This is a genomic window from Glycomyces arizonensis DSM 44726 (genome assembly GCF_000482705.1).
In the GTDB taxonomy this organism is placed as follows: domain Bacteria; phylum Actinomycetota; class Actinomycetes; order Mycobacteriales; family Micromonosporaceae; genus Glycomyces; species Glycomyces arizonensis.
The window spans coordinates 163,141-185,382 of record NZ_AXWO01000004.1 but is presented as its reverse complement, the minus strand read 5'-3'; the positions used below and the strand labels follow the sequence as shown (position 1 = coordinate 185,382).

The window sequence follows — 22,242 nt, the reverse complement described above, 5'->3', positions numbered from 1 at the left end:
AGAGCTCGCCTCCCGCTCCGGACCCGTACCTCAACACGCCGCAGAGCCAAGACCAGTACTTCAACACGCCGCCGAGCCGGCCGCGGCGCGAGTCGTTCAGCCCCTCCACGGCGCTGGCGTTCCCCGACCATCCGGGCGCGCTCGAACGCGTCGGCGTCACCGCCGACGACTTCGCCAGCCGCCGCGTCGTCCCGCCGCGCCCGCCCGTCGCCGAGACCGGCCTGCGCGGCGCGCTCCACCGGCTGACCTTCGGCGCGCTCGCCCTGCCGCCCAGCGCGCGCGAGCGGGCCCACCAGCGCGCGATCGAGACCGTGCGGCGCAACTTCGGCGGCCTGCGCCAGGTCACCGTCGTCAATCCCAAGGGCGGGGCGGGCAAGACCGTCGCCGTCCTCATGCTCGCCATGACGTTCGGCCGCCATCGGGGCGGCTACGTCCTGGCCTGGGACAACAACGAGACGCAAGGCACCCTCGGAATGCGGGCACAGCAGGACTTCCACATCCGCACCGTCCGCGACCTGCTGAGGGACCTCGACCACTTCAGGGGCCCCACCGGAAGAGTCGGCGACCTGTCGCAGTACGTCCGCGCCCAGGGCGGGGCGATGTTCGACGTCCTCGCCTCGGACGAGTCGGCCACGGCCGGGGAGATGCTGACCTCGAAGGCGTTCGGGGATCTGCGCGAGGCCGTCTCACGCTTCTACAAGCTCATCGTCGTCGACACCGGGAACAACGTCCGCGCCCAGAACTGGCAGTCGGCCATCGACGCTACCGACCAGCTGGTGGTGACGATGTCGGCGCGCAACGACTCGGCGGAGACGGCGGCTCGGATGCTCGATCACCTGGAGCAGACCGGCCGCAGGGACCTGGTGCGGAACGCGGTCTCGGTGGTCTCGATGCCCGCCCATCGGAAGGATGTGGATCTGCCTGCGGTGCAACGGCACTTCGCGGCCAGGACGAGGGTGGTGCTGCTTGCGCCCTATGAGAAGCTGCTGGATTCGGGGGAGCCGATTCGCTATGAATCGCTGAGTAAGGCGTCGTTGGGGGCCTGGCTCCGGATCGGTTCTGCGGTGGCCGGGGGTCTGTGACGGTCGAGGAGCGCCACTAGTCCGGCCGCGGCGTCGTCGAGGCGGCCGTCGTCCTCGTCGGCGTGCCCGACCACGAACGCGCCCTGGATGAACACCAGCAGCGTCCTCGCCAGCCGCCCGGGGTCGACCGGTTCGGCCATCTCCCCTTCGTCGTTGGCGCGCGCCAGGATCATGGCCAGGTCGCGTTCGAGCTCCGACCACGCCTCCTGGACGCGCCGCATGGTGGCCGGGTCGTCGGCCAGCTCCACGGCCGCGCGGACGACGAACCCGCCCTCCTTGCTGTGCCGCGCCACCACTTCGAGGATGTCGCCGACGACCCTGGGGGCGTCCAGGCGCTCGGGGGGCGGCCGGTCCAGGGCGCGGCGGGTGATCGCGCGGATCTCGGGCTCGGTGTCCTCGCGGTAGCGGGCCAGCGCGGTGATGTACAGCTGGTGCTTCGAACCGAAGGCCGAATAGAGGCCCGCCCGGTTCATGCCCGTGGCGGCCACGAGGTCCGACATGGAGGTCGCCGCGAATCCGCGTTCCAGGAACGCCCTGGTGGCGGCGCGGAGCACTCTGTCCAAATCGGCGTTTTTGTTTCTGCTCACGCCTGCACCGTATCGACACCCGGTGCTATGGGTCAATGACTTGTGTGCCGCCGCGCACGCCACCGAGCGCAGTGAACGGCTCCACTCACAGCGCGACCGCCTTGACACCCTGTAGTGCCGAGCGACAGAATGAACGCAAACTCAACAGGCGTCCTGTGGGGGAAGTCCGGTCGGAAGCCGGCGCTGACCCGCAGCGGTAGTCGCGGTTCGTTTTCGAACACCATCCGAGCAACCTCTCAGTCGTCTCGGTCCACCCGCGTGAGCCCGAATGCCCACAAGCCGCCATTTCCATTTCCAACGCCTGTCGTGGTCTACAGGCGCTTGCGGCGCCGCCGCCTGCCGAAGACCTCGCCCGCGCTTCAGAAAGGTCAGGCAATGCGCCACCAGTCGACACGACTGCGCAAATCCATGCCCCGCCCGCTCCGCCGCGGGCTGCTGCGCACCGCGGCCGCCGCCGCGGTCCTCCCCGTCGTCGCCTTCGCGGCGGCCGCCCCGGCCCACGCCCAGGACGACGCCCCGTACGACGACCCCGCCGCGGCCGCCGCCTCCTGGCTCGCCGCCCAGTCCAGCGGCGACCACTTCGAGTTCAACGGCGCGCCCAACGTCAGCGCCACCCTCGACTCCCTCATCGGCCTCATGGCCGCGGGCGTCGGCGGCGACCAGGTGCAGGCGAGCCTCGAGTGGATCAACGACCCGGACACGCTGGGCTCCTATGTCTACCCCGCCGAGGGCGAGGACGCCCCGATCGCACTCGGCTCGGCCGGGAAGGTCATGTACGTCGTGGCCACCGCGGGCGGCGACCCGACGGACTTCGGCGGCGTCAAGCTCGCCGACGAGGTCGCCGAGGCCTCGGTCGAAGGGCTCGACGGCGGCTCGCTGTCGTGGGCCGCGCTCGGCCTCTCGCGCACCGAGGACGGCGTGAGCGAAGCGGTCACCGCCGCGCTCCTGGCCGCCCAGTGCGACGACGGCGGCTTCTCCTACGCCGTGCCCGAGTCGGGCTCGTGCACCGGCGACCCCGACACGACCGGCACCGCCGTCTCGGCGCTGACCGCCATCGGCGAGGACGGGGCCGACGCCCGCGAGGGCGCGCTCGGGTGGCTCAAGGACCACCAGGGCGAGGACGGCTCCTTCGACGGCGGGTTCGGCGCGAACGCGAACTCGACGGCGCTGGCCGCGCAGGCGCTGCTGACGTCCGAAGGCGCCACCGAGGCCGCTGAGGCGGCCGTGGCCTACCTCATCGGCCTGCAGATCGGCTGCGGCGAGGACGGCGCGGGCGCGATCCGCTTCTCCGACCCCGAGGACCCCGAGACGGGGGAGGCCTCGCGGCTCCTGGCGACCGCGCAGGCCCTCGTGCCGCTGTCGGGGCAGAGCCTCGCCGAGCTCGACGCCTCCGATCTGGCCGCCGACGTCCCGGCCGCAGACTGCGAGTCCGCGGACAACGGTGCGGCCAGTGACGAGGCGGGCGAGGAGGCCGACGACGACGGCAATGCCTGGGTGCCGTGGGTGATCGTGGGCGCCGCCGTGGTGCTGGTCGCCGTCGTGGCGTTCCTCGTCGTCCGCGGCCGCCGCGGCGCGGCGGCCGCTCGGGACGAGTCCGCCGAGGGCAAGGGCGGCGAATGACCCGCCTGTCCCGGCGCGGTCTGATCGTCCGCGCCGGGGCGGCCGCGGTGCTCGCCGCCGCTGCCGCCTCGGCGCAGGCGTCGCCCGCCGTCGCTCAAGGCGGCGGCTGCGAGGGCGTGGCCGTCGTGGTCGACTCCGGGCGGGGTGAGCCGTCCGTCGGCTGCGCCGCCGATCCCGGCGACGGGATGGAGGCGCTCGCTCAGGCCGGGTTCGCGGTCGTCCAGGTGGGCTCGTTCCCCGGCGCGGTGTGCCGGATCGACGACTTCCCCGAGGCCGACTGCGGCCCGATGCCTCCGGCCGACGCGTCGTGGTCGTACTGGTACGCGGACGATGAGGGCGAGTGGGTGTTCTCCAGCGGCGGCGCCCTCACGCGCGACCCCGATGCGGGCGACGTCGAAGGGTGGGTGTTCGGCGACGGCTCCGAGCCGCCCGCCATCGCCCCAGGAGACGCGGCCGGGGCGGGCCAAGCCGCTGAAGAGACCGGCGCCGAGACCGAGACCGACGGCGGCGGGTCGCCGACGTGGCTGATCGCGGTCGCCGTCCTCGCGCTGATCGCCGGACTCGTCGTCTGGCGGCTGCGACGCGACAAACGCTCGTGAAGACCGCAGTCAGCCGCGCCGCGCATCACGGCGCGCACCCCGTCGCCTGGTGGGGCTGGGCGCTGCTGCTCGCCACCGCCGCCAGCCGCACCGCGAACCCGTGGCTGCTGCTGCTCGTCGTCGCCGTCTCCGGGCTCGTCGTCACCTGGTGCCGCGGCGACGAGCCGTGGTCGGGCGCCTATCGGGTGTTCCTGCTGATCGGCGCGGCGGCGATCGCGGTGCGCATGGTGTTCTACGTCGTCTTCGGCGGCGCCGACGGCGCGACCGTCCTGTTCGAGCTGCCGTCGGTGCAGTTGCCGGAGTGGGCCGCCGGGTTCCGCCTCGGCGGCGCGGTCTCCGCCGAGGGCGCCCTGGCGGCGGCGTACGACGGGCTGCGGCTGGCGACGCTGCTGGTGTGCGTGGGCGCGGCGAATGCGCTGGCGAGCCCGAGGCGGCTGCTGCGCTCGGTCCCGGCCGCGCTGTACGAGGTGAGCGTCGCGGTCGTGGTGGCGCTGTCGGTGGCGCCGCAGCTCGTGGAGAGCGTGGCGCGGATCCGCCGGGCGAGGGCGCTGCGCGGCAATGTGAGCCGCAGTCCGGCGAACCTGATGCGCACCGTCGTCGTCCCGGTGCTGCACGACGCGCTGGACCGGTCGCTGGCGCTCGCGGCGGCGATGGCCTCGCGCGGCTACGGCCGGGCCTCGGACATCCCGGCCGCCGCGCGCCGCGCCACGTCCGCGTTCCTCCTCACCGGCATGCTCGGACTGTGCGCGGGGGCGTACGCCCTGCTCGGCTCGGCGACGCCCGCGCCGGTCGCCTGGTCGCTGCTGGCGTGTGGGGCGGGAGCGGCGGTCTTCGGGATCGCGTTCGCCTCGCGCCGGGTCCCGCGCACCCGCTACCGGGCCGACGTCTTCGGCGGCCGCGACTGGGCGGTGCTGCTCTCGGGCGCGGCCGCCGTGGCGGGCACGGTGCTCAGCGGCATCGCCGAGCCGGGGACGCTCTGGCCCGCGACGAGCCCGCTCGCGGTGCCGCCGCTGCCCCTGTACGCCGCCTGCGGCGTGCTCATCGCCGCCGCGCCGGCACTGCTGGCGCCCAATACGTCCACGAAGGCGGGACCCCGATGATCGATTTCGACCGAGTGACCTTCCGGTACGCCGAGCGCACGATCCTCGACGACGTGAGCCTCGATGTCCCCGAAGGCGAGTTCTGCCTGCTCGTCGGCACCACCGGCGCGGGCAAGTCGACGCTGCTGCGGTGCGTCAACGGCCTGGTCCCGCACTTCACCGGCGGGACGATGACCGGCGAGATCACCGTGGCGGGCAGGAGCGTGCGCTCCTCGTCCCCGGCGGACCTGGCCGATGCGGTCGGCTACGTCGCCCAGGACCCCTTGGCGGGCTTCGTGACCGACGACGTGGAGCTGGAACTGGCCTACACCGCCGAGCAGCTCGGCCTGCGGCAGGCGGCGATGCGCAAGCGCGTCACCGAGATCGTGGACCTCCTCGGCCTGTCGGACGTGCGCGGCCGGGCACTGGCGGCGCTGTCGTCGGGGCAGCGGCAGCGGGTGGCGATCGGCGCGGCGCTCGTGGCGGGCCCGGCGGCGCTGGTGCTGGACGAGCCGACGTCGGCACTCGACCCGGGCGCAGCCGACGAGGTGCTCTCGGCGCTGCACCGGCTCGTCCACGACCTCGGCGTGACCGTGCTGCTCGCCGAGCACCGCCTGGAGCGGGTCGTGCAGTACGCGGACTCGGCGCTGCTGCTGCAAGGCGGCAAGGTCACCGCGGGCTCGCTGGGCGAGGTGCTGGGGGACTCCCCGGTGGCGCCGCCGGTGGTGCGCCTGGGCGAGCTGGCGGGGTGGGCGGGGCCGCCGGTGACGATCCGGCAGGCGCGTCGCACCGCGTCGGGCCTGCGCGAGCGGCTCGCGGGGCGGGCACCGGCCGCGGCGGCGGAACGGACCGGCCCGGCGCTGCTGGAGGCGAGCGGCGTGACGGTCGACTACCCCGGCGTCAGGGCGGTCGACGGCATCGACCTCACCGCCGCCAGGGGCGAGCGCATCGCCGTCATGGGCCGCAACGGATCAGGCAAGTCGAGCCTGCTGTGGGCGCTCCAGGGCACCGGGAGGCGCTCGGCCGGATCGGTGTCGATCGAGGGCGGCGACCCGGCGGCGCTGAAACCGGGCAGGCGCCGCAGTCTGGCGGGATTGGTCCCGGCCGAACCGGCCGATCTGCTCTACGCCGAGACGGTGGCGGGCGAGTGCGAGGGCGCCGACCGCGACGGCGACGCCCCGGCGGGGACGTGCGCGAAGATCCTGGCCGACCTCGTCGACGGCATCGACGACCGCACCCACCCGCGGGACCTGTCCGAGGGCCAGCGGCTGGCGCTGGCCCTCGCGGTGACGCTGACGGCCGCGCCGCCGCTGCTCTTGCTCGACGAGCCGACGCGGGGGCTCGACTACCCGGGCAAGGACGCTCTCGCGGCGCGGCTGCGCAAGCTGGCCGAGGCGGGCCACTGCGTGATCGTGTCGACCCACGACGTCGAGTTCGTCGCCGAGTTCGCGAGCCGGGTCGCCCTCCTCTCCGACGGGCAGGTGGTGGCCGACGGCCCGGCGCGGGGCATCGTCTCGGCCTCGCCGATGTTCGCACCGCAGGTGGAGAAGATCCTGCCCGGCTGGCTGACCGTCGACGAGGTGGCCGCGGCACTGGGCGGGGCCGATGACGGCGCCGAGTAGCCCGCGCCCGGCCTTCCGCTGGCGCGGCGCGGTGGCGGTGGCGCTCGCGGCGGCGTTCGGGCTGGTGGCGACGGCGTGGCCGCTGCTGGCCGCGCCGGGCGGGGCCTTGACCGAGACGACGTCGGGGCCGTGGCTGTTCGCGCTGCTGCTGCCGGTCGTGACGGCCGTGGCGCTGGTCCAGCTCGCCGAGGGCGGCATGGACGCACGGGCGGTGGCGATGCTGGGGGTGCTGTCGGCGGTGGTGGCGGCGGTGCGCCCGTTCGGGGCGGGCGCGGCGGGCGTCGAGACGGTGTTCTTCCTGATCATCTTGGCGGGCAGGGTGTTCGGCCCGGGGTTCGGGTTCATCCTGGGCAACACCGGCCTGTTCGCCTCGGCGCTGCTGACCGGCGGCGTGGGGCCGTGGATGCCGTACCAGATGTTCGCGGCGGCGTTCGTCGGTCTGGGCGCGGGGCTGCTGCCGGGACCGAACGCGGCCGCGCCGGAGACCCGGCGCGGCCGGTTCGGCGAGATCGCGATGCTCGCGGCCTACGCCGTGGTGGCGTCGCTCGCGTTCGGCCTGCTGCTGAACCTGTCGTTCTGGCCGTTCGCGATAACGCAGGGGAACCTCACATATGTCCCCGGTGGCGGCCTTGGCGAGAACCTCTCGCGTCTGCTCGCCTACTCGCTGGCGACGTCCCTGGGGTGGGACCTCGGCCGGGCGGCGACGACGGCGCTGCTCATCGCCTTGACCGGCCCGATCCTCCTGCGGGTCATGCGGCGCACGGCCCGCAGGGCCCGATGGACGTCCGCCGCCGAGTAGTCGCGTCCCGGTTCAGGACCGCTCGGCGAAGTAGTGGCCCTGGTCGAGGTCGGCGAGGAGGCCGGGTCCGGTGGGCTCCCAGCCGAGCAGCTCTCGCGTGATCGCGCCCGAGGCGGCGCGGTCGTTCCCGGCGAAGGCGCCGACCCAACCGAAGTGGTCGTACGCGTCCTCGGGGGCGACGGAGGCGGCGGGCACGCCGAGGTGCCTCGCGATCGCCTCGGCGATGGCGCGGGTCGGGACGCCCTCGTCCCCGACCGCGTGCAGCACCGACCCGGCCGGGGCCTTTTCGACCGCGAGGCGGAACAGCGTCGCGGCGTCGGAACGGTGGACGGCGGCCCAGCGGGCGGCGCCGTCGCCGATGTAGCCGGAGACGCCCATGGTCCGGGCGACGCCGACGAGGGCCGGCACGAAGCCGTTGTCGCCGTCGCCGTGGACGGTCGGCGGCAGCCGCACCACCGAGGCGCGGACGCCGCGCTCGGCGAGGTCGAGCGTCGCCTGCGCGTTGGCGAACCGGACGGCCGCGACCGAAACGGCGGCCGGGTCGGGGTGGTCGCGTTCGGTGGCGAGCTCGCCGACGGCGGTCTCGAGCATGCCGGAGGCGATGACCAAGGGTCGGCCGGTGCCGGCCAGGGCCTCACCGAAGACCTCGATGGCGGCCCGGTCCGCGGCGCCGGCAGCGGGGAAGTCGCCCCCGAAGGCGACGTCGTGCTTGAACGCGAGGTGGACGACGCCGTCGGCGTCGACGGCCGCCTTGCGCAGCACGTCGAGGTCGTCGAGGCTGCCGCGCAGGGCCTCCGCTCCCGCCTCGTCGAGCGCGGCGGCGCCCGCGTCGGAGCGGGCGAGGCCGACGACGTCGTGCCCGGCGGCGATGAGCTCGGGGACGAGAGCGGAGCCGATCCAGCCGGTGGCGCCGGTGACGAATACGCGCATGGGTTTCCTCCCGATGGTGCGGCGGCCCGTCTGGACCACCTGATGTCAGTGACTGACATAAACGTATCTCATGTCAGTCACTGTCGTCAACTAGTATGGGGAGATGGGCAGATGGGAACCGAACGCGCGCGGGCGGCTGGAGGAGGCCGCCCTGGAGCTGTTCGCCGAGCGCGGGTTCGAGCAGACCACCGTCGCGGCGATCGCCGAGCGGGCCGGGCTCACCGAGCGCACGTTCTTCCGGCACTTCGGCGACAAACGCGAGGTGCTCTTCAGCTCCGAGCCGTTCAGCGGCGCCATCACCGAGGCCGTCGGCGCCGCCCCCGAGGGCACCGCCCCGTTCGAGGCGGTCGCCCGGGCCCTGGAGAGGCTCGGCGAGGTCCTCCAGGACCGCCGCGAGCGGGCTCTCAAGCGCCAGGCCGTCATCGCCGCGAACCCGGAGCTCCAGGAGCGCGAGCTGGTGAAGCTGGCGTCGCTGGCGCGCACCATGGCCGCGGCACTGCGCGAGCGCGGCACGCCCGAGCTGCCCGCGATCCTCGCCGCCGAGGCCGGCATCGCGGTCTTCCGAGTCGCCTTCGAGCGCTGGCTCGACGACTCCGAGACACGGGAGATGCCCGAGCTGATCCGAAGCGGCATAGACGAACTCAAGGCCGTCACCGGCACCGGACAGGAGGCTCGCCCCGCCTGAGGCCAGTGGGCCCGAACTCCCCTTGGTACCGCTTCCACCCGCGCGTTGATACATCGAACTAAACCGATATGATCCGCGTAGTCAACGCTTCGATGGGAGTGGATATATGCGACGTGTGGTGATCGCGGCCGCCGCTGTTGTGGCCGTCCTTGGTGTCGCCGGATGCAGCAGCGGCGACGAAGAAGAGCCCGAGACGCCCGACGCGGGAGCCGAGCAGGAGGGGTCCACTCCCCCCTCGGTCGCCGACGAGTGGGAGTCGGCCGGGGACCTCGACAACATGCCGGCCGAGGCCGCGGCCGCGCTCGAGCCGCCCATCAGCACCCAGGCCGTCGTGGACGTCCTCATGGAGGCCGGCCTCTCCGACGGGGAGTTCACCGACCTCGGCGCCGACGTCGAGTCCTGCGACATCACCGACTGCACGCAGGCCTTCACCATCGGCGAGGAAGGCTCGCAGGCCACCGTGATGCTGTACATGACCGCCGAGATGGCCGCTGCCGCCGCCGAGGAGATCGGCGAGGCCCACGCCGAGGGCTCGGTGGTCCTCCACTACGGCCCCAACGGCACGCCGGAGGACGTCCAGGCGGAGTTCGAGACCGCCCTCGCCGACGGACTGGCCGAGTAGCGTCCCCATCGGACATGTGCGGGCCGGCCCGGGATCCGGCCGGCCCGCACATGTCCGACTCGGCGCGTAGGGTCCTCATCATGAGCGAACCCGCATTCCTCACCACCACCCGCTCGGCCTATGACTCCGTCGCCGAGGAGTACGCCGAGACCTTCCGAAGCACCATGCAGGACAACCCTCTCGACCGTGCCATGTTGGACGCCTTCGCCGACCTGGTGAAGGAGGCCGGTTCGCAGCCGGTCCTCGACGCGGGGTGCGGCCCGGGGCGCGTCACCGGGTACCTGCACGACCGCGGTCTGGACGCGTTCGGCGTCGACCTCTCGTCCGAGATGCTCGCAGTCGCCCGCCGGGAGCGGCCGAGTCTGCGCTTCGAGCAGGGATCACTGACCGCGCTGGAGGTCGAGGACGGCACGCTCGGCGGCCTGGTGTCGCGGTGCTCCATCATCCACACCCCTCCCGAGAAGCTCCCCGATGTCTTCGCCGAGTTCCACCGCGTGCTCGCGCCCGGCGGCCACCTGATGCTGATGTTCTTCGCCAGCACCGACGCCTCGCAGCTCGCCTGGCCGTTCGACCACAAGGTCACCCTCGCCTACCGGCTGTCGATCGACCGCGTCGCGGCGCTGCTGACCGACGCCGGATTCACCGAGACCGCCAGGCTGATCGAGCAGCCGCCCGAAGACAGCGAACGCGGCTTCGAGTTCGCCCACTTCCTGGTCCGCAGGCCCCCCGAGTCGTAGGCGCGGCTTCCGCGGGCGAAGCGGGGCAACCCGATTCGAGGCTTTCACGCACTCAGGGGTGGCAGCGGCGCACTGGACGGGCTCGACCACCTTGTCCGTCTGGAACGGGGCGCCGCTCTCGGTGGACCTCGCGCGCGAACGGGTCCGGCCCTCGCAATCGGGGCCAGATCTAGGTATAGGTTATAGCAACAAAGACTATAACCTATAACTTGACCATTATCCGACGAGCGCCCCGGCGCCCAGCAGTGCCTTGAGGTCCGCCGACAGTTCGACCGAGGGGCGGACGCGCCAGTCGTCGCCCAGGGCGAGCATGGTCGTCTTGGGCCCGTTGGCGAGCTGCACGCGGACCTGCGCCTCGCCACGGTGAGTGCGGAAGGTGTCCGAGAGCTTCTCGATGAGCTGCTGGTTGACCGCCGCCGCGCGCAGCGCGAGCGTGATCGGCGCCGAGTTCGACTCCGGGCCGCTCGAGGTGTCGAGCACCGCGAGGTCCTGGGCGATGAGCTGAGCGGTGCCGTCGCGCCGGTCGAGCTTGCCCTTGACGCAGCAGATGAGGTCGTCGGCCAGCGAATCGGAGACGAGCTCGTACGTGTTGGGGAAGAACCGGACCTCGATCGAGCCGGCCAGGTCCTCCAATGTGGCCGAGGCCCACAGCTTGCCCTGTTTGGTGACGCGCTTGGCCACGTTCTGGAGGATCCCGGCGACGCGGACGTTCGCGCCGTCGGGGAGCTCCTCACCGTGGAGGGCCGCGACGGGCCGGTCGGCGTTCGAGGACAGCAGCCGCTCGAAGCCGTTGAGCGGGTGGTCGGAGACGTAGAGCCCCAGCATCTCGCGCTCCAGCGCCAGCTTGTCGCGCCGCTCCCACTCGTCGTCGGCGATCGTCAGGTCGACGCCGAGCGTGTCGGTGGTCTCGGCCATGCCGCCGAACAGGTCGAACTGGCCGCGGGCCTCCTCCTTCTTGATCGACACCATCGCGTCGATGGCCTTCTCGTGCACCTCGGCCAGGCCGCGGCGGGCGTGGCCGAGCGAGTCGAACGCGCCGGCCTTGATCAGCGACTCGATGGTGCGCTTGTTGCACACCGGCGCGGGCACCTTCTGCAGGAAGTCCTTGAAGTCGGTGAAGGCGCCCTTCTCCTCGCGGGCCTCGATGATGCCCTCGACGACGTTCGCGCCGACGTTGCGCACGGCCCCCATGCCGAAGCGGATGTCCTCGCCGACCGGGTGGAAGACGTGGCGGGAGTCGTTGACGTCCGGGGGCATGACGGTGATGCCCATCTTGCGGCACTCGGAGAGGTAGACCGCGGCCTTGTCCTTGGAGTCGCCGACGCTGGTGAGCAGCGCGGCCATGTACTCGGCGGGGTAGTTGGCCTTGAGGTAGGCCGTCCAGTAGGCGACGAGGCCGTACCCGGCGGCGTGGGACTTGTTGAACGCGTACCCGGCGAACGGGAGCATGATGTCCCACAGGGTCTTGATGGCGTCCTTCCCGAAGCCGTTGGCGACCATGCCCGACTCGAAATCGTCGAACATCTTCTCCAGCACGTCGATCTTCTTCTTGCCCATGGCCTTGCGGAGCACGTCCGCCTGGCCCATGGTGAATCCGGCGACCTTCTGGGCGATCTTCATGATCTGCTCTTGGTAGACGATGAGTCCGTAGGTCTCGGCGAGGATGTCCTCAAGGGGCTCGGCAAGCTCGGGGTGGATGGGGGTGATCTGCTGGCGGCCGTTCTTGCGGTCGGCGTAGTTGTTGTGCGAGTTCGCCTCCATCGGGCCGGGACGGTAGAGCGCGATGAGGGCGATGAGGTCGTTGAACGCGGTCGGCTTCATGCGCTTGAGCAGTTCGCGCATGGCGGCGCCGTCGAGCTGGAACACGCCGAGGCTGTCACCGCGCGCGAGCAGCTCGTAGGCGGCCTGATCGTCGACCGAAAGCGTGTCGAGGTCGAGGTCGACGCCCTTGTTGGCCTTGATCGCCTCGATGGCGTCGCCGATGACGGTGAGGTTGCGCAGCCCCAGGAAGTCCATCTTGAGCAGACCGAGGTCCTCGCAGGACGGATAGTCCCAGCCGGTGATGATCGACCCGTCCGGCCTGGCCCACATGGGGATGCAGTCCACGAGCGGCTGCGAGGAGAGGATGACCGCGCAGGCGTGGACGCCCGCGTTGCGGATCAGGCCCTCCAGACCGAGCGCGGTGTCGAAGATCTGGCGGACCTCGCCGTCGTTCTCGATCAGGCTGCGGACCTCGACGGCCTCCTTGTACCGCTCGTGGTCCGGGTCGGTGATGCCCGACAGCGGGATGTCCTTGGCGGCCACGGGCGGTGGCAGGGCCTTGGTGATGCGTTCGGCAATGGAGAAGCCGGGCTGTCCGTGGTGGACGCGGGCGGCGTCCTTCAAGGCGGCCTTGGTCTTGATGGTGCCGAAGGTGATGACCTGGGCGACGAACTCCTTGCCGTACTTCTCGGTGGCGTAGGTGATCATCTCGCCGCGTCTGCGGTCGTCGAAGTCGATGTCGATGTCGGGCATGGAGACGCGCTCGGGGTTGAGGAAGCGCTCGAACAGGAGCCCGTACTCGAGGGGGTCGATGTTGGTGATGCGCATGGCGTAGGCGATGAGGGAGCCGGTGGCGGAGCCGCGGCCGGGGCCGACGTAGATGCCGACGGAGCGGGCGTGGCTGATGAGGTCGGCGACGACGAGGAAGTAGGAGGGGTATCCGGCGTTGATGATGACGTCGAGTTCGAGTTCGGCCCGCTCGCGGTACTCGGCGGGGACCTCGCCGCCGCCGAAGCGCTCCTTGAGGCCCTCTTCGACCTCGTGGCGCAGCCAGGACGCCTGATCGTGTCCTTCGGGGACGTCGATGGTGGGCATGCGGTCCTGGGCGGTGAAGATCTCGTCGTAGCCTTCGACCTTCTCGGCGACGAGGAGGGTGTTGGCGCAGCCCTCCTGCCAGATCTCGTCATTGCGGACCGCGTACATCTGCTCGGCCGAGCGCAGGAAGTAGCCCTCGCCGTCGAACTTGAAGCGCTTGGGGTCGTCCAGGGTGGAGCCAGACTGGACGCACAGGAGCGCGGCGTGGGTGTCCTTCTGCTCCTCGGTGACGAAGTGGGAGTCGTTGGTGACCAGCGGCGGGAGGCCCATCTTCTTGCCCAGTTCGTACAGCTCGTCCTTGACGCGCTGTTCGATCTGGTTGCCGTGATCCATGATCTCCATGAAGTAGTTGTCGGCGCCGAAGATGTCGCGGTAGTCGCTGGCGGCCTGGTACGCCTCCTCGGTCTGGCCGAGGCGCAGGCGGGTCTGGACCTCGCCGGAGGGGCAGCCGGTGGTGGCGACGATGCCCTCGGCGTGCTGCGAGATGAGCTCGCGGTCCATGCGGGGCTTGTAGTAGTAGCCCTCGAAGGAGGCGGCGCTGGAGAGCTTGAAGAGGTTGCGGGCGCCGGCGGAGTCCTTGGCGACCATGGTCATGTGGGTGTAGGAACCGGCGCCGGAGAGGTCGTCGCCGCGCTGGCTGGGCTCGCCCCAGAACACCGGCTTCTTGTGGAAGCGGTCGTGGGGCGCCAGGTAGGCCTCGATGCCGAGGATGGGTTTGACGCCGGACTTCTTGGCCGCCTGGTAGAAGGCGTAGCCGCCGTACATGTTGCCGTGGTCGGTCATGGCGATGGCGGGCTGGCCGAGCCGCTCGGCCTCGGAGAACAAGGGCTTCAACTTCGCCGCACCGTCGAGCATCGAGTATTCGGTGTGCACGTGGAGGTGGACGAACTGCTTCGACACGAGATGCTCCTTCTTGCGCGGCCCGGTCGTGCACGCGCTCGCCGTTTGTGCTGGGCGAGTGGTGGACTGGTACTGCCGCGAGCCTGTTGAAACCCGATTGCCGGCACCGCGCCGGGCGAGGGCGCCGCCGGTTGACTCAGTTCTCCAGCCTAGTCCCTGCCGCCGTCGCGGCGCGCCGACTCGGCGGCCCGAATGCCGTCCGCCTCAGTGGCGGAGACGCCGCACGTGGGAGCGCACCGCACCGCCCATCGAGGACTCCGGTGGTGCTCAGGAATGCGATGGATAAACACATACCACGCATGAGAGAAATTCAACTACATAGTTATCCACAGGCGTCATAGAGTTATCCACAGGCAGGAAATTAATTCTTGCCATCTGTTGACATCGGCAAGACACTTGTGGCATGAACATGACAGAGACGAAAATCAGGATCAAAGGTCCCATCGACCTCATCACCACCGTCCCACTGCTCCTGGGATTCCATCCAGAGCACAGCCTCGTCGTGGTCGGGCTGGCGAAGCTCGAATTCCAGTGCACCTTCCGCGTCGACCTGCCCGGCTCGGCCGACCACATCGAGCACCTGCGGGACCTCACCGCGCAGCTGTGCCGCAACGACTGCGACGGGTGCATCCTCATCGTCTACGGCGAGCGGGAGGTCGCCGAGGCCGCGCTCGCGCGCACCGCGCAGCGGCTCGACGCGGCGGGCATCAAGCCGATCGACCGGATCCGCATCACCGAGGGCCGCTGGTTCAGCCTCGACTGCGCGCGGGACTGCTGCCCGGCCGAGGGCAAGCCCGTGCCGCAGACCTCCCCGGCCTCGTGCGAGGTCGCCGTCGCCGGGGCCCACGCCCTTCCGGACCGCGAGGCCGTGGCCGCCCAGCTCGACCCCGCCGAACCGGGCCGCCGCGCCGCCGTCGCCACCGCGGTCGACGCGGCCCTGCTCGCCGAGATCGAGCTCGACTGGGCCGAGCAGCGCGGCCGCGACCTCAAGGCCCTCGACCAGTGGATGAGTTCGCCCGAGCTCCCCGACGTCGAGGGCATCGCCACGCTCGGCCTGGCGCTGGGCGATCTCGACATCCGCGACTACGCGATCGACCGCATCAACTCCGGCAGGTTCGAGGGCAACCGCACCGATCTGTGGATCTGGCTGGCCCGCCACCTCGATGACGAGCTGGTCGCCCCGGCCGCGACGGTCGCCGGTTTCGCGGCCTACCGGTTCGGCAACGGCGTCTTGGCGCTCGAGGCGCTGGAGCTGGCGCTGCGGGCACGGCCGACCTACCGGTTGGCGCGGTTGCTGCTGAACGCGCTCCAGGCGGGAATCCCGCCGGGGGCACTGGCCGGAATCGGCCGCGAGAAAGCGAGCGAGCTTCTCGATGGCTAGGCTTGAAGTATGGGAGACACTCCCGTTGAGGGCACTGGTCACTCCGGTTCGGGCGGTGGGCGAGGAGAGGACGGCTTCGCCGCGCTCTTCCTCGTCGGCGGCAGGGCCCGGAGGTTCGCGGGCACCGCGAAGAGCGAGCTGGTGGTCGACGGCATCACCATTCTCGAGCGGATGCTCGCCGCCTGCGTCGACGCCGCGTGCTCGGTGGTGGTCGGGGCGCGGCCGCCGACGGCCGGGCCGCTGCCGGAGGGCGTGCTGGCGGTGCTGGAGGATCCGCCGGGGTCGGGGCCCGCCAGGGCGGTGGCCTCGGGGCTGGAGGCAGTGCCCGCCGATTGCGAACGGGTGGTGATCCTGCCGGGCGACCTGCCGTTCATGTGCCCGGAGGCGCTGCGCCTGCTGATGCGGCGGGCCGATGAGGCCGGGGCGGGCACGGGCGCGCTGTATTGCGACGACGCCGGGCGGCGGCAGTGGCTGTGCGGGGTCTGGCCCACTGCGGCGGTGCGGGCGAACGCCGCGAGGGCGATGCCGGGCGATCCGGCGAGGAGCCTGTTCAACGGGATCGAGGTGGAGGGGGTGTACTGGGAGCAGACAGGGCCGCCGCCGTGGTTCGACTGCGACACACCGGAAGACCTGGAGCAGGCCAGGGCATGGGCGGACTGCATGAAAGGCGCGATCTGAGACCCGGCTGAGGCGAGCGGCGCCTCATGGTGCCACGGAAGGCCCAGGCGAGCCGCACCGCCGCTCGCGCGACCGAAGCCGCGCGGACACCCGGTGAGCCCGGGCGGCACCGCCCGCAGACGGCGCTCAGACGAGGCCGTACTGGCTCTCGAGCGCTCCGGTGCGCCACATCGTCAAGGCCACCAGCAGCGCCAGGACCACGGCGAAGCCGACCCAGTGCAGCACACGCCGCTGCGCCCGCGGCGTGAAGGCCAGCACCGCGCCGCACAGCAGGCCGCCGACCAGCCCGCCGACGTGACCGGCCAGGCTGAAGCCACTCACCACGGTCAGCACGAGGTTCAGGCCGAGCAGGATGTAGATTCCCGAGCTGTCCCGGCTCAAGCGCCTGTTGACCATGATGAGCGCGCCGAAGAGGCCGTAGATGGCCCCCGACGCGCCCGCCGTCAGCGTGAGCGGGTCGGTGAACAGGTAGACCGCCACGCTTCCGGTCAGGCCCGCGAGAAGGTACACCGCGAGGAACCGCAGCGGGCCGAGGTCCTGCTCCAGCACTCGACCGAGGATCCACAGCACCACCATGTTGAACAGCAGGTGAATGGCCCCGAAGTGCATGAACATCGCGGTCAGCATCCGGTATTCGCCGCCCGTGGCCACGCCGGGGAGGGAGAACCCGTTCCCGAACAGCTCGACGAGCGCGTCGGAGTAGACATAACCGTCTGGGTGCACGAAGAAGCTGGCCTCGGCCAGCGCGCGGTGCAGGTCAGTGGCACCGCCGCCGATCGCGGCCGTGCCGCCGACGACGAGCGTCAGCACGAACATGGCGACGTTCAGGCCGATCATGACCTTCGTGACCGTGCCCGCCGATCCGCCCCCGGATCCGCCGAACGCCGTGGAGGCCCGCCCGCCGAAGGCCGAGCGGGGCCGGCGCGCGGTGCGCCGGCCCTCGGCTACGCAGTCAGGGCATTGGAACCCGACGGGGGCGTCGATTCGGCAGTCGGCGCAGATCGGCTTGTCGCAGCGGACGCACCGCAGGTAGGTCTCGCGGTTCCGGTGGCGATAGCAGACCGGGGCCGACTGCTCATCGCTCATTTACTTCTCGATGCTCACACTGTTGATCACGATGTCGCTGACGGGACGGTCCATCGGCCCGGTCTGCGTCTTGGCGATCTGGTCGACGACGGCCTTGGAGTCCGCGTCGGCGACGACGCCGAAGATGGTGTGGCGGCCGTTGAGGTGCGGCGTGGGCGAGACGGTGATGAAGAACTGGGAGCCGTTGGTGCCCGGCCCGGCGTTCGCCATGGCCAGCAGGTAGGGCTGCCCGAAGTGCAGGTCCGGGTGGATCTCGTCGCCGAACTGGTAGCCGGGGCCGCCGCGGCCGGTGCCGGTCGGGTCGCCACCCTGGAGCATGAAGCCGCTGATGACGCGGTGGAAGATGACGCCGTCGTAGTACGGGCCCGAGCCGGACTGGCCGGTGTTGGGGTCGGTGTACTCCTTGGTGCCCTCGGCCAGGCCCACGAAGTTCGCGACCGTCTTGGGCGCTTGGTTGTCGAACAGGTCGAGCTTGATGTCACCGACGTTGGTCTTCAGAGTCGCCTTTGTCATGGCGTCAATGGTGCCAGACGCGTCATGTTGGTCCAACTTTCTCCCCCGTTTCGCGCGACGCGTCTCGCAAGGCGGGGCAACATGAGACTACGAGCACCTAGAGGAGGGCTATCACGATGGGTTTCAGCCGGAATTCCACGACTCCCGCCAAGGAAGTCAAGGACAACCTCACCCAAGGGGCGGTCTGCTTCAAGAACGCCGGGGTGGCCGCCGCGCGGGGGACGCGCGACGCCGCGGCGCCGAAGGTCAACGGCATGCTGATGAAGGCCGGGCTGCGGAAGCCGCAGCCCCGCAGGTGGCCGCTGGTGGCCGCGGTGATCGGCGCCGGAGTCGCGGTGGGCGGAGCCGCCGCGTACATGTGGTACCGCAAGCGCACCGAGTCGATCGGCGAGTCGCTGCTGGCCGATGAGCTGCTCGACGACACCGAGCGGAATCCCCGCATCACCGACGAGGCGATCAACGAGGAACTGATCGAGCACGTGCACCGCTGAACGCCCGCATCGTTCGAGCGGGGTGAGGTCCGTGTTCCGATCGGCGCGACCCGCCGGTCGGAGGTGTTCTCGGCTGCCCGGGCCCGCTTCACCGCGCTCAGGTCCCGTGCGGAAGTTGAACGCCGGACCGGTGCCTCGCCCCGGGGGGGAGTGGGCGAGTTCACCGATCCGGCGCCAATGGGGGCGAGAATTCGGTCTTACCGCGCGGCTGCGCCGCGACCACGAGACCGATTCTCGCGCCCCATGCGCCCAATGTGAAGGGTTTGCCTGTGGCGGTTATGCGCCATGGCGTATAACCGCCACCCATTGTCGACGTGACGTGTCGATTTCAGCACGCAGTGTGATCGAAGTGCGGTCTAGGCGCGGGTGGCCTCGACGGCCTTCGCCAGGCGGCGCACGCCCTCGTCGATCCGGTCGACGTGCACGGCCGAGTAGGCCAGACGCAGGCACGACTCCCCGCCCTCGACCACGAAGTCGGTGCCCTTGACGACCTGCACGCCCTCGTCGGCGGCGGCCGAGGCCACCTTCTCGCAGTCGACGCCCTCGCCCAGGTCCACCCACAGGAAGTACCCCCCGTCGGGGACCACGAACTCGGCGTTCGGCAGATGCGCCCGCAGCGAGGCCGAGAGCTGGTCCACGCGCTCCTCCAGCGCCGCCTTCACGGTGGCGATGGACCGGTCGAGCGCGCCCGCCTGCGCGAACTGGTGGATCGTCGCCTGCGCGAACATGTTCGGCGCGATGTAGGTGTTCGTGGCGGCCTTGGCGATCCGGCCGATCAAGTCGGCGGGGCCGACCAGGTAGCCGGTGCGCAGCCCGGGGCACACGGTCTTGGAGAACGACGACGCGTACACCACGCGACCCTGCGTGTCTTCGGAGAGCATGGTCGGGAACTGCTCGCCGCGGAAGCGGATGTCGAGGTACGGGTCGTCTTCGAAGATCGTGAAGTCGTACTCGGCGGCGAGCTGCAGGAGGCGGCGCCGCTTGTCGCCGGAGAGCGTCACGCCGGCCGGGTTCTGGAAGTTCGGGATGATGTGCGCCAGACTCGGCCGCACCCCGCCCTTGAGGATGGCCTCGAGTTCGTCGACGTCGAGGCCGTCGGCCTGCACGGTCACCGGGTGCAGTTCGCCGCGCCGCTGGCGCAGGCCCAGCAGGGTCCGGTCGTAGGTCGGCCGCTCGACGATGACGGGCGCTCCGGCCTCCACCAGGTCGTCGAACAAGAACGCGTCGGCCTGCATCGAACCGTTGGTGACCAGCACGTTCTCCGGCTCGACCTCGTGCTTGGCGGCGATCCACTCACGCAGCGGCGGGTAGCCGACGGAGGTGCCGTAGCCGGTGACCCGTGCCGGGTCGGTGTCGAGCGCGGCGGCGGCGGCGGTCTTGAGGCCCTCGGTGTCGACGATGTCGAGCGACGGGGCGCCCCGGGAGAATGAGATGACGTCGGTGTTCGGCATGTCCACCAGCGTATGCGCTGCTTCCGGACATCGTCGAGCGGCACTGCCGAGCGGCACTGCCGCGGTATCGGCGAGCGCATGCGTGGCCTTCGGGGTCCGACGCGGGGCGCGTGGCGGCCCTGGCTGCGCGGGGTCCGGCCAAGCGCTACGGTGCTGTAGTGGGGCCCCGTGGGCCTCAACGGGTTCGCCGCGGTTCCGCGGCTCCGCACCCGTCGCCGTCAGTAGGAGGAGACGATGACGCTCGACCGTCCGCAGGCCCCCTGGCCGTACGACTTCCTTCCGCAGGTTCCCCCGTTCGAGGTGACGTCCACCGACGTCGCCGACGGCGAGACGCTGCCCGAGGCCCATGTCTCGGGCCGGGACGTCTCACCCCAGTTGTCCTGGTCGGGCTTCCCCGAGGAGACCGCCGCGTTCGCGGTGACCTGCTTCGACCCCGACGCGCCCACCGGCTCGGGCTGGTGGCACTGGATGATGCTCGACCTCGACCCGACGGTCACCGAGCTGGCCACCGGCGCCGACCTCGACCCGCCCGCGGGCGTGGTGCAGCTGCGCAGCGACTCGGGGAAGGTCGGCTTCGCCGGTGCGGCTCCGCCTCCGGGGGACCGCCAGCACCGCTACATCTTCGCCGTCCACGCCTTGAAGCAGAAGCTGGAGGTGCCCTCCGACGCGTCGATGGCGGTGGGCTCGTTCAACATCACCTTCAACGTGCTGGCGAGGGGCCTGATCACGCCGGTGTACCGCAATGCCTGAGGCCGTGGTCCTCGCCGCCGCGCGCACCCCGGTCGGCAGGCGCGGCGGCGGACTCTCGGGGGTCCACGCGGTCGACTTGGCCGCGCACGCGCTCACCGCGGCGCTGGAGCGCTCGGGGCTGGAGCCGGACGCGGTCGACGACGTCGTGCTCGGCTGCGTCTCGCAGGTCGGGGAGCAGTCGTGGAACGTCGCGCGCAACGCGGTCTTGGCGGCAGGGTGGCCTGGGGCGATCCCCGGCACCACTATCGACCGGCAGTGCGGTTCGGGCCAGCAGGCGATCAGCAGTGCCGCGGCGGCGGTGCTGGCCGGGCACGCCGACGTGGTGGTCGCCGGGGGCGTGGAGTCGATGACGCGCGTGCCGATGGGTTCGAACGTCGGTACCGGCGCCGGTGAGCCGTACGGTCCGGCGGTGCGCGAGCGCTACGGCGATCGCGTGGACGCCGCCGCGCCGGTCCTGTTCAACCAGGGCATCGCGGCGGAGCTGGTGGCCGAGCGCTACGGGGTGAGCCGGGAGGCGATGGACGCGTTCGCACTGGCCAGCCACGAGAAGGCCGCCGACGCGGCCGACAAGGGCGCGTTCGATGCGGAGATCGCACCGCTGGCGGGCGTCGCGGGCGACGAGGGGATCCGGCGCGACACGAGCATGGAGAAACTGGCGAGCCTGAAGCCGGTGTTCAAAGAGGATGGTTCGGTGACGGCGGGGTCGTCGTCGCAGATCTCGGACGGAGCGGCGGCGCTGGTGATCACCACCGACGAGCACGCGCGTCGGCTCGGGGTGCGGCCGCTGGCGCGGATCGCGGCCTCGACGGTGGTCGGCTCGGATCCGGTGATGATGCTGGACGGGCCGATTCCGGCGACGGCGAGGATCCTGCGCAGGGCCGGTCTGGACCTCGACGAGATCGACGTGTTCGAGGTCAATGAGGCGTTCGCGTCGATCCCGCTGGCGTGGCTGGCCGAGACGGGCGCCGACGAGGAGCGGATGAATCCGCGCGGCGGCGCGATCGCGCTGGGCCACCCGCTGGGGGCGTCGGGGGCGAGGCTGGCCACGACGATGCTGCACTACATGCGCGACGTCGGCGCGAGGCGAGGCCTCCAGACGATGTGCGAGGGCGGCGGCATGGCCAATGCAACGGTGTTCGAGCTGCTCTAACCAATGTTATAGGCTATAATAACCTCAGATCCTATATCATATAAGATCTAAAACCTATAAATTATAGGCTATAACAATATTATAGCCTATAAAATTAGAAACGCGGTACGGCGTCATCGCCACTTGGAGAGGACCAGCAGGGCCGCGACCATGGCCGCGAAGCCGACCGCCAGGTTCCAATAGCCCCAGGCGGCGACGGGGTACGACATGCCCGACAGGTAGAACAGCGTCAGCCACCCGATGCCGATCACGATGAGCGCGACGGCGGTGATCGGCACCCACATCGGACTGGGCTCGTAGCTCTCGCCGCTCTGGGAGCTCCTCCCCGAAGCGTTCGAGTAGACCTTCTTCTTGCGCATGCGTGACTTCGGCATCGGCGGTTCTCCAATTGAGGGACATATCCGAAGTTCAGGGTACCGCTTGTCTCGGGGGTGCCCGCCACCCTGCCCGGCCGCGGGAGCGGTCTACACCGCGCGCCTGTGGTGGGCTACTGGGCGACGCCACCCCGCTCGGCGCCGGAGCGGTCCCGCGGCCGCGCCGCGCGGCCGCAGCCGCAGCCGCCCGCAGTCGATGGCCGGGACCGCTCAGTGCGCCCGGTTCCGCACTGTCGGTGAAAACGGGCTC

General features: G+C 71.0%; 20 protein-coding genes, 1 pseudogene and 1 riboswitch. Of the genes and pseudogenes, 14 read left to right on the top strand and 7 right to left on the bottom strand.

Annotated elements, in window-relative coordinates:
• Window positions 1-257 precede the first annotated feature (257 nt).
• Window positions 258-1,082 (top strand): annotated as a pseudogene (locus H613_RS32875) (MinD/ParA family ATP-binding protein); the annotation flags it as partial.
• On the opposite strand, the gene H613_RS24955 reads toward H613_RS32875, so the two are convergent.
• Window positions 1,010-1,669 carry a TetR/AcrR family transcriptional regulator gene (locus H613_RS24955; protein ID WP_169731964.1) on the bottom strand — a complete coding sequence of 220 codons (660 nt, stop codon included), beginning with the start codon at window positions 1,667-1,669 and terminating at the stop codon, window positions 1,010-1,012. The pseudogene H613_RS32875 and the gene H613_RS24955 overlap by 73 nt on opposite strands.
• A 136-nt stretch (window positions 1,670-1,805) precedes the next feature.
• A riboswitch (cobalamin riboswitch) is annotated at window positions 1,806-1,963 on the top strand.
• 81 nt (window positions 1,964-2,044) lie between these two features.
• On the opposite strand from H613_RS24955, the gene H613_RS0107085 reads away from it, so the two are divergent.
• The 5 genes from H613_RS0107085 to H613_RS0107065 are packed head-to-tail and all read left to right on the top strand — an operon-like array spanning window position 2,045 to window position 7,388.
• The gene (locus tag H613_RS0107085; protein WP_156925873.1) at window positions 2,045-3,289 is read left to right on the top strand and encodes a prenyltransferase/squalene oxidase repeat-containing protein; all 1,245 of its coding nucleotides are present in this window, start codon (window positions 2,045-2,047) and stop codon (window positions 3,287-3,289) included.
• A complete protein-coding gene (locus H613_RS24950; RefSeq protein ID WP_051393048.1) occupies window positions 3,286-3,888 on the top strand; it encodes a hypothetical protein in 603 nt (200 codons plus the stop codon). The genes H613_RS0107085 and H613_RS24950 overlap by 4 nt, the downstream gene beginning before the upstream one ends.
• Window positions 3,885-4,988, top strand: a complete 1,104-nt coding sequence (locus tag H613_RS24945; protein ID WP_035736714.1) for a CbiQ family ECF transporter T component — start codon at window positions 3,885-3,887, stop codon at window positions 4,986-4,988. The genes H613_RS24950 and H613_RS24945 overlap by 4 nt, the downstream gene beginning before the upstream one ends.
• Window positions 4,985-6,589, top strand: coding sequence for an ABC transporter ATP-binding protein (locus H613_RS0107070; protein ID WP_026923261.1), 1,605 nt, complete (start codon window positions 4,985-4,987; stop codon window positions 6,587-6,589). The genes H613_RS24945 and H613_RS0107070 overlap by 4 nt, the downstream gene beginning before the upstream one ends.
• Entirely contained in the window at window positions 6,573-7,388 is an 816-nt protein-coding gene (locus H613_RS0107065) for an ECF transporter S component family protein (protein WP_035736713.1), read from the top strand. The genes H613_RS0107070 and H613_RS0107065 overlap by 17 nt, the downstream gene beginning before the upstream one ends.
• Before the next feature lie 12 nt (window positions 7,389-7,400).
• Here H613_RS0107065 and H613_RS0107060 read toward each other — a convergent pair whose 3' ends face one another.
• Window positions 7,401-8,318 (bottom strand): SDR family oxidoreductase, encoded by a 918-nt coding sequence (locus H613_RS0107060; RefSeq protein ID WP_026923259.1) that lies wholly within the window; start codon window positions 8,316-8,318, stop codon window positions 7,401-7,403.
• 103 nt (window positions 8,319-8,421) lie between these two features.
• Here H613_RS0107060 and H613_RS0107055 point away from each other — a divergent pair, with 103 nt between their 5' ends.
• The 3 genes from H613_RS0107055 (at window position 8,422) to H613_RS0107045 (ending at window position 10,362) form a co-directional block, all read left to right on the top strand.
• Window positions 8,422-9,003: a TetR family transcriptional regulator gene (locus H613_RS0107055; protein WP_026923258.1), complete on the top strand. Its 582-nt coding sequence runs from the start codon at window positions 8,422-8,424 to the stop codon at window positions 9,001-9,003.
• Window positions 9,004-9,109: 106 nt separating this feature from the next.
• The gene (locus tag H613_RS0107050) at window positions 9,110-9,625 is read left to right on the top strand and encodes a hypothetical protein (RefSeq protein ID WP_156925872.1); all 516 of its coding nucleotides are present in this window, start codon (window positions 9,110-9,112) and stop codon (window positions 9,623-9,625) included.
• An 80-nt stretch (window positions 9,626-9,705) separates the two neighbouring features.
• Window positions 9,706-10,362, top strand: a complete 657-nt coding sequence (locus H613_RS0107045) for a class I SAM-dependent DNA methyltransferase (RefSeq protein WP_026923256.1) — start codon at window positions 9,706-9,708, stop codon at window positions 10,360-10,362.
• A 216-nt stretch (window positions 10,363-10,578) separates the two neighbouring features.
• Here H613_RS0107045 and dnaE read toward each other — a convergent pair whose 3' ends face one another.
• The gene (gene dnaE, locus H613_RS0107040) at window positions 10,579-14,118 is read right to left on the bottom strand and encodes a DNA polymerase III subunit alpha (RefSeq protein ID WP_026923255.1); all 3,540 of its coding nucleotides are present in this window, start codon (window positions 14,116-14,118) and stop codon (window positions 10,579-10,581) included.
• A gap of 403 nt (window positions 14,119-14,521) precedes the next feature.
• Here dnaE and H613_RS0107035 point away from each other — a divergent pair, with 403 nt between their 5' ends.
• Window positions 14,522-15,499, top strand: coding sequence for a DUF4192 domain-containing protein (locus H613_RS0107035; protein WP_084546425.1), 978 nt, complete (start codon window positions 14,522-14,524; stop codon window positions 15,497-15,499).
• Window positions 15,500-15,508: 9 nt separating this feature from the next.
• A complete protein-coding gene (gene mobA / locus H613_RS24940; RefSeq protein ID WP_051393047.1) occupies window positions 15,509-16,177 on the top strand; it encodes a molybdenum cofactor guanylyltransferase in 669 nt (222 codons plus the stop codon).
• A gap of 126 nt (window positions 16,178-16,303) precedes the next feature.
• Here mobA and H613_RS0107025 read toward each other — a convergent pair whose 3' ends face one another.
• A complete protein-coding gene (locus H613_RS0107025) occupies window positions 16,304-17,263 on the bottom strand; it encodes a rhomboid family intramembrane serine protease (protein WP_026923253.1) in 960 nt (319 codons plus the stop codon).
• Complete coding sequence (locus H613_RS0107020; protein WP_026923252.1) at window positions 17,264-17,776, bottom strand: peptidylprolyl isomerase; 513 nt, start codon at window positions 17,774-17,776, stop codon at window positions 17,264-17,266. It abuts the gene before it with no gap.
• Between the two features lie 116 nt (window positions 17,777-17,892).
• On the opposite strand from H613_RS0107020, the gene H613_RS0107015 reads away from it, so the two are divergent.
• Window positions 17,893-18,267, top strand: coding sequence for a hypothetical protein (locus tag H613_RS0107015; RefSeq protein WP_026923251.1), 375 nt, complete (start codon window positions 17,893-17,895; stop codon window positions 18,265-18,267).
• 356 nt (window positions 18,268-18,623) lie between these two features.
• On the opposite strand, the gene H613_RS0107010 is transcribed toward H613_RS0107015, so the two are convergent.
• Window positions 18,624-19,718 carry an aminotransferase-like domain-containing protein gene (locus H613_RS0107010; protein WP_026923250.1) on the bottom strand — a complete coding sequence of 365 codons (1,095 nt, stop codon included), beginning with the start codon at window positions 19,716-19,718 and terminating at the stop codon, window positions 18,624-18,626.
• 234 nt (window positions 19,719-19,952) lie between these two features.
• On the opposite strand from H613_RS0107010, the gene H613_RS0107005 reads away from it, so the two are divergent.
• Both H613_RS0107005 and H613_RS0107000 read left to right on the top strand, forming a co-directional pair.
• Window positions 19,953-20,468 (top strand): YbhB/YbcL family Raf kinase inhibitor-like protein, encoded by a 516-nt coding sequence (locus H613_RS0107005; protein ID WP_026923249.1) that lies wholly within the window; start codon window positions 19,953-19,955, stop codon window positions 20,466-20,468.
• Window positions 20,461-21,618 carry a thiolase family protein gene (locus H613_RS0107000; protein ID WP_026923248.1) on the top strand — a complete coding sequence of 386 codons (1,158 nt, stop codon included), beginning with the start codon at window positions 20,461-20,463 and terminating at the stop codon, window positions 21,616-21,618. Before H613_RS0107005 ends, H613_RS0107000 begins: the two co-directional genes overlap by 8 nt.
• Window positions 21,619-21,731: 113 nt before the next feature.
• Here H613_RS0107000 and H613_RS0106995 read toward each other — a convergent pair whose 3' ends face one another.
• Entirely contained in the window at window positions 21,732-21,992 is a 261-nt protein-coding gene (locus tag H613_RS0106995; protein WP_026923247.1) for a cell division protein CrgA, read from the bottom strand.
• Window positions 21,993-22,242 lie beyond the last annotated feature (250 nt).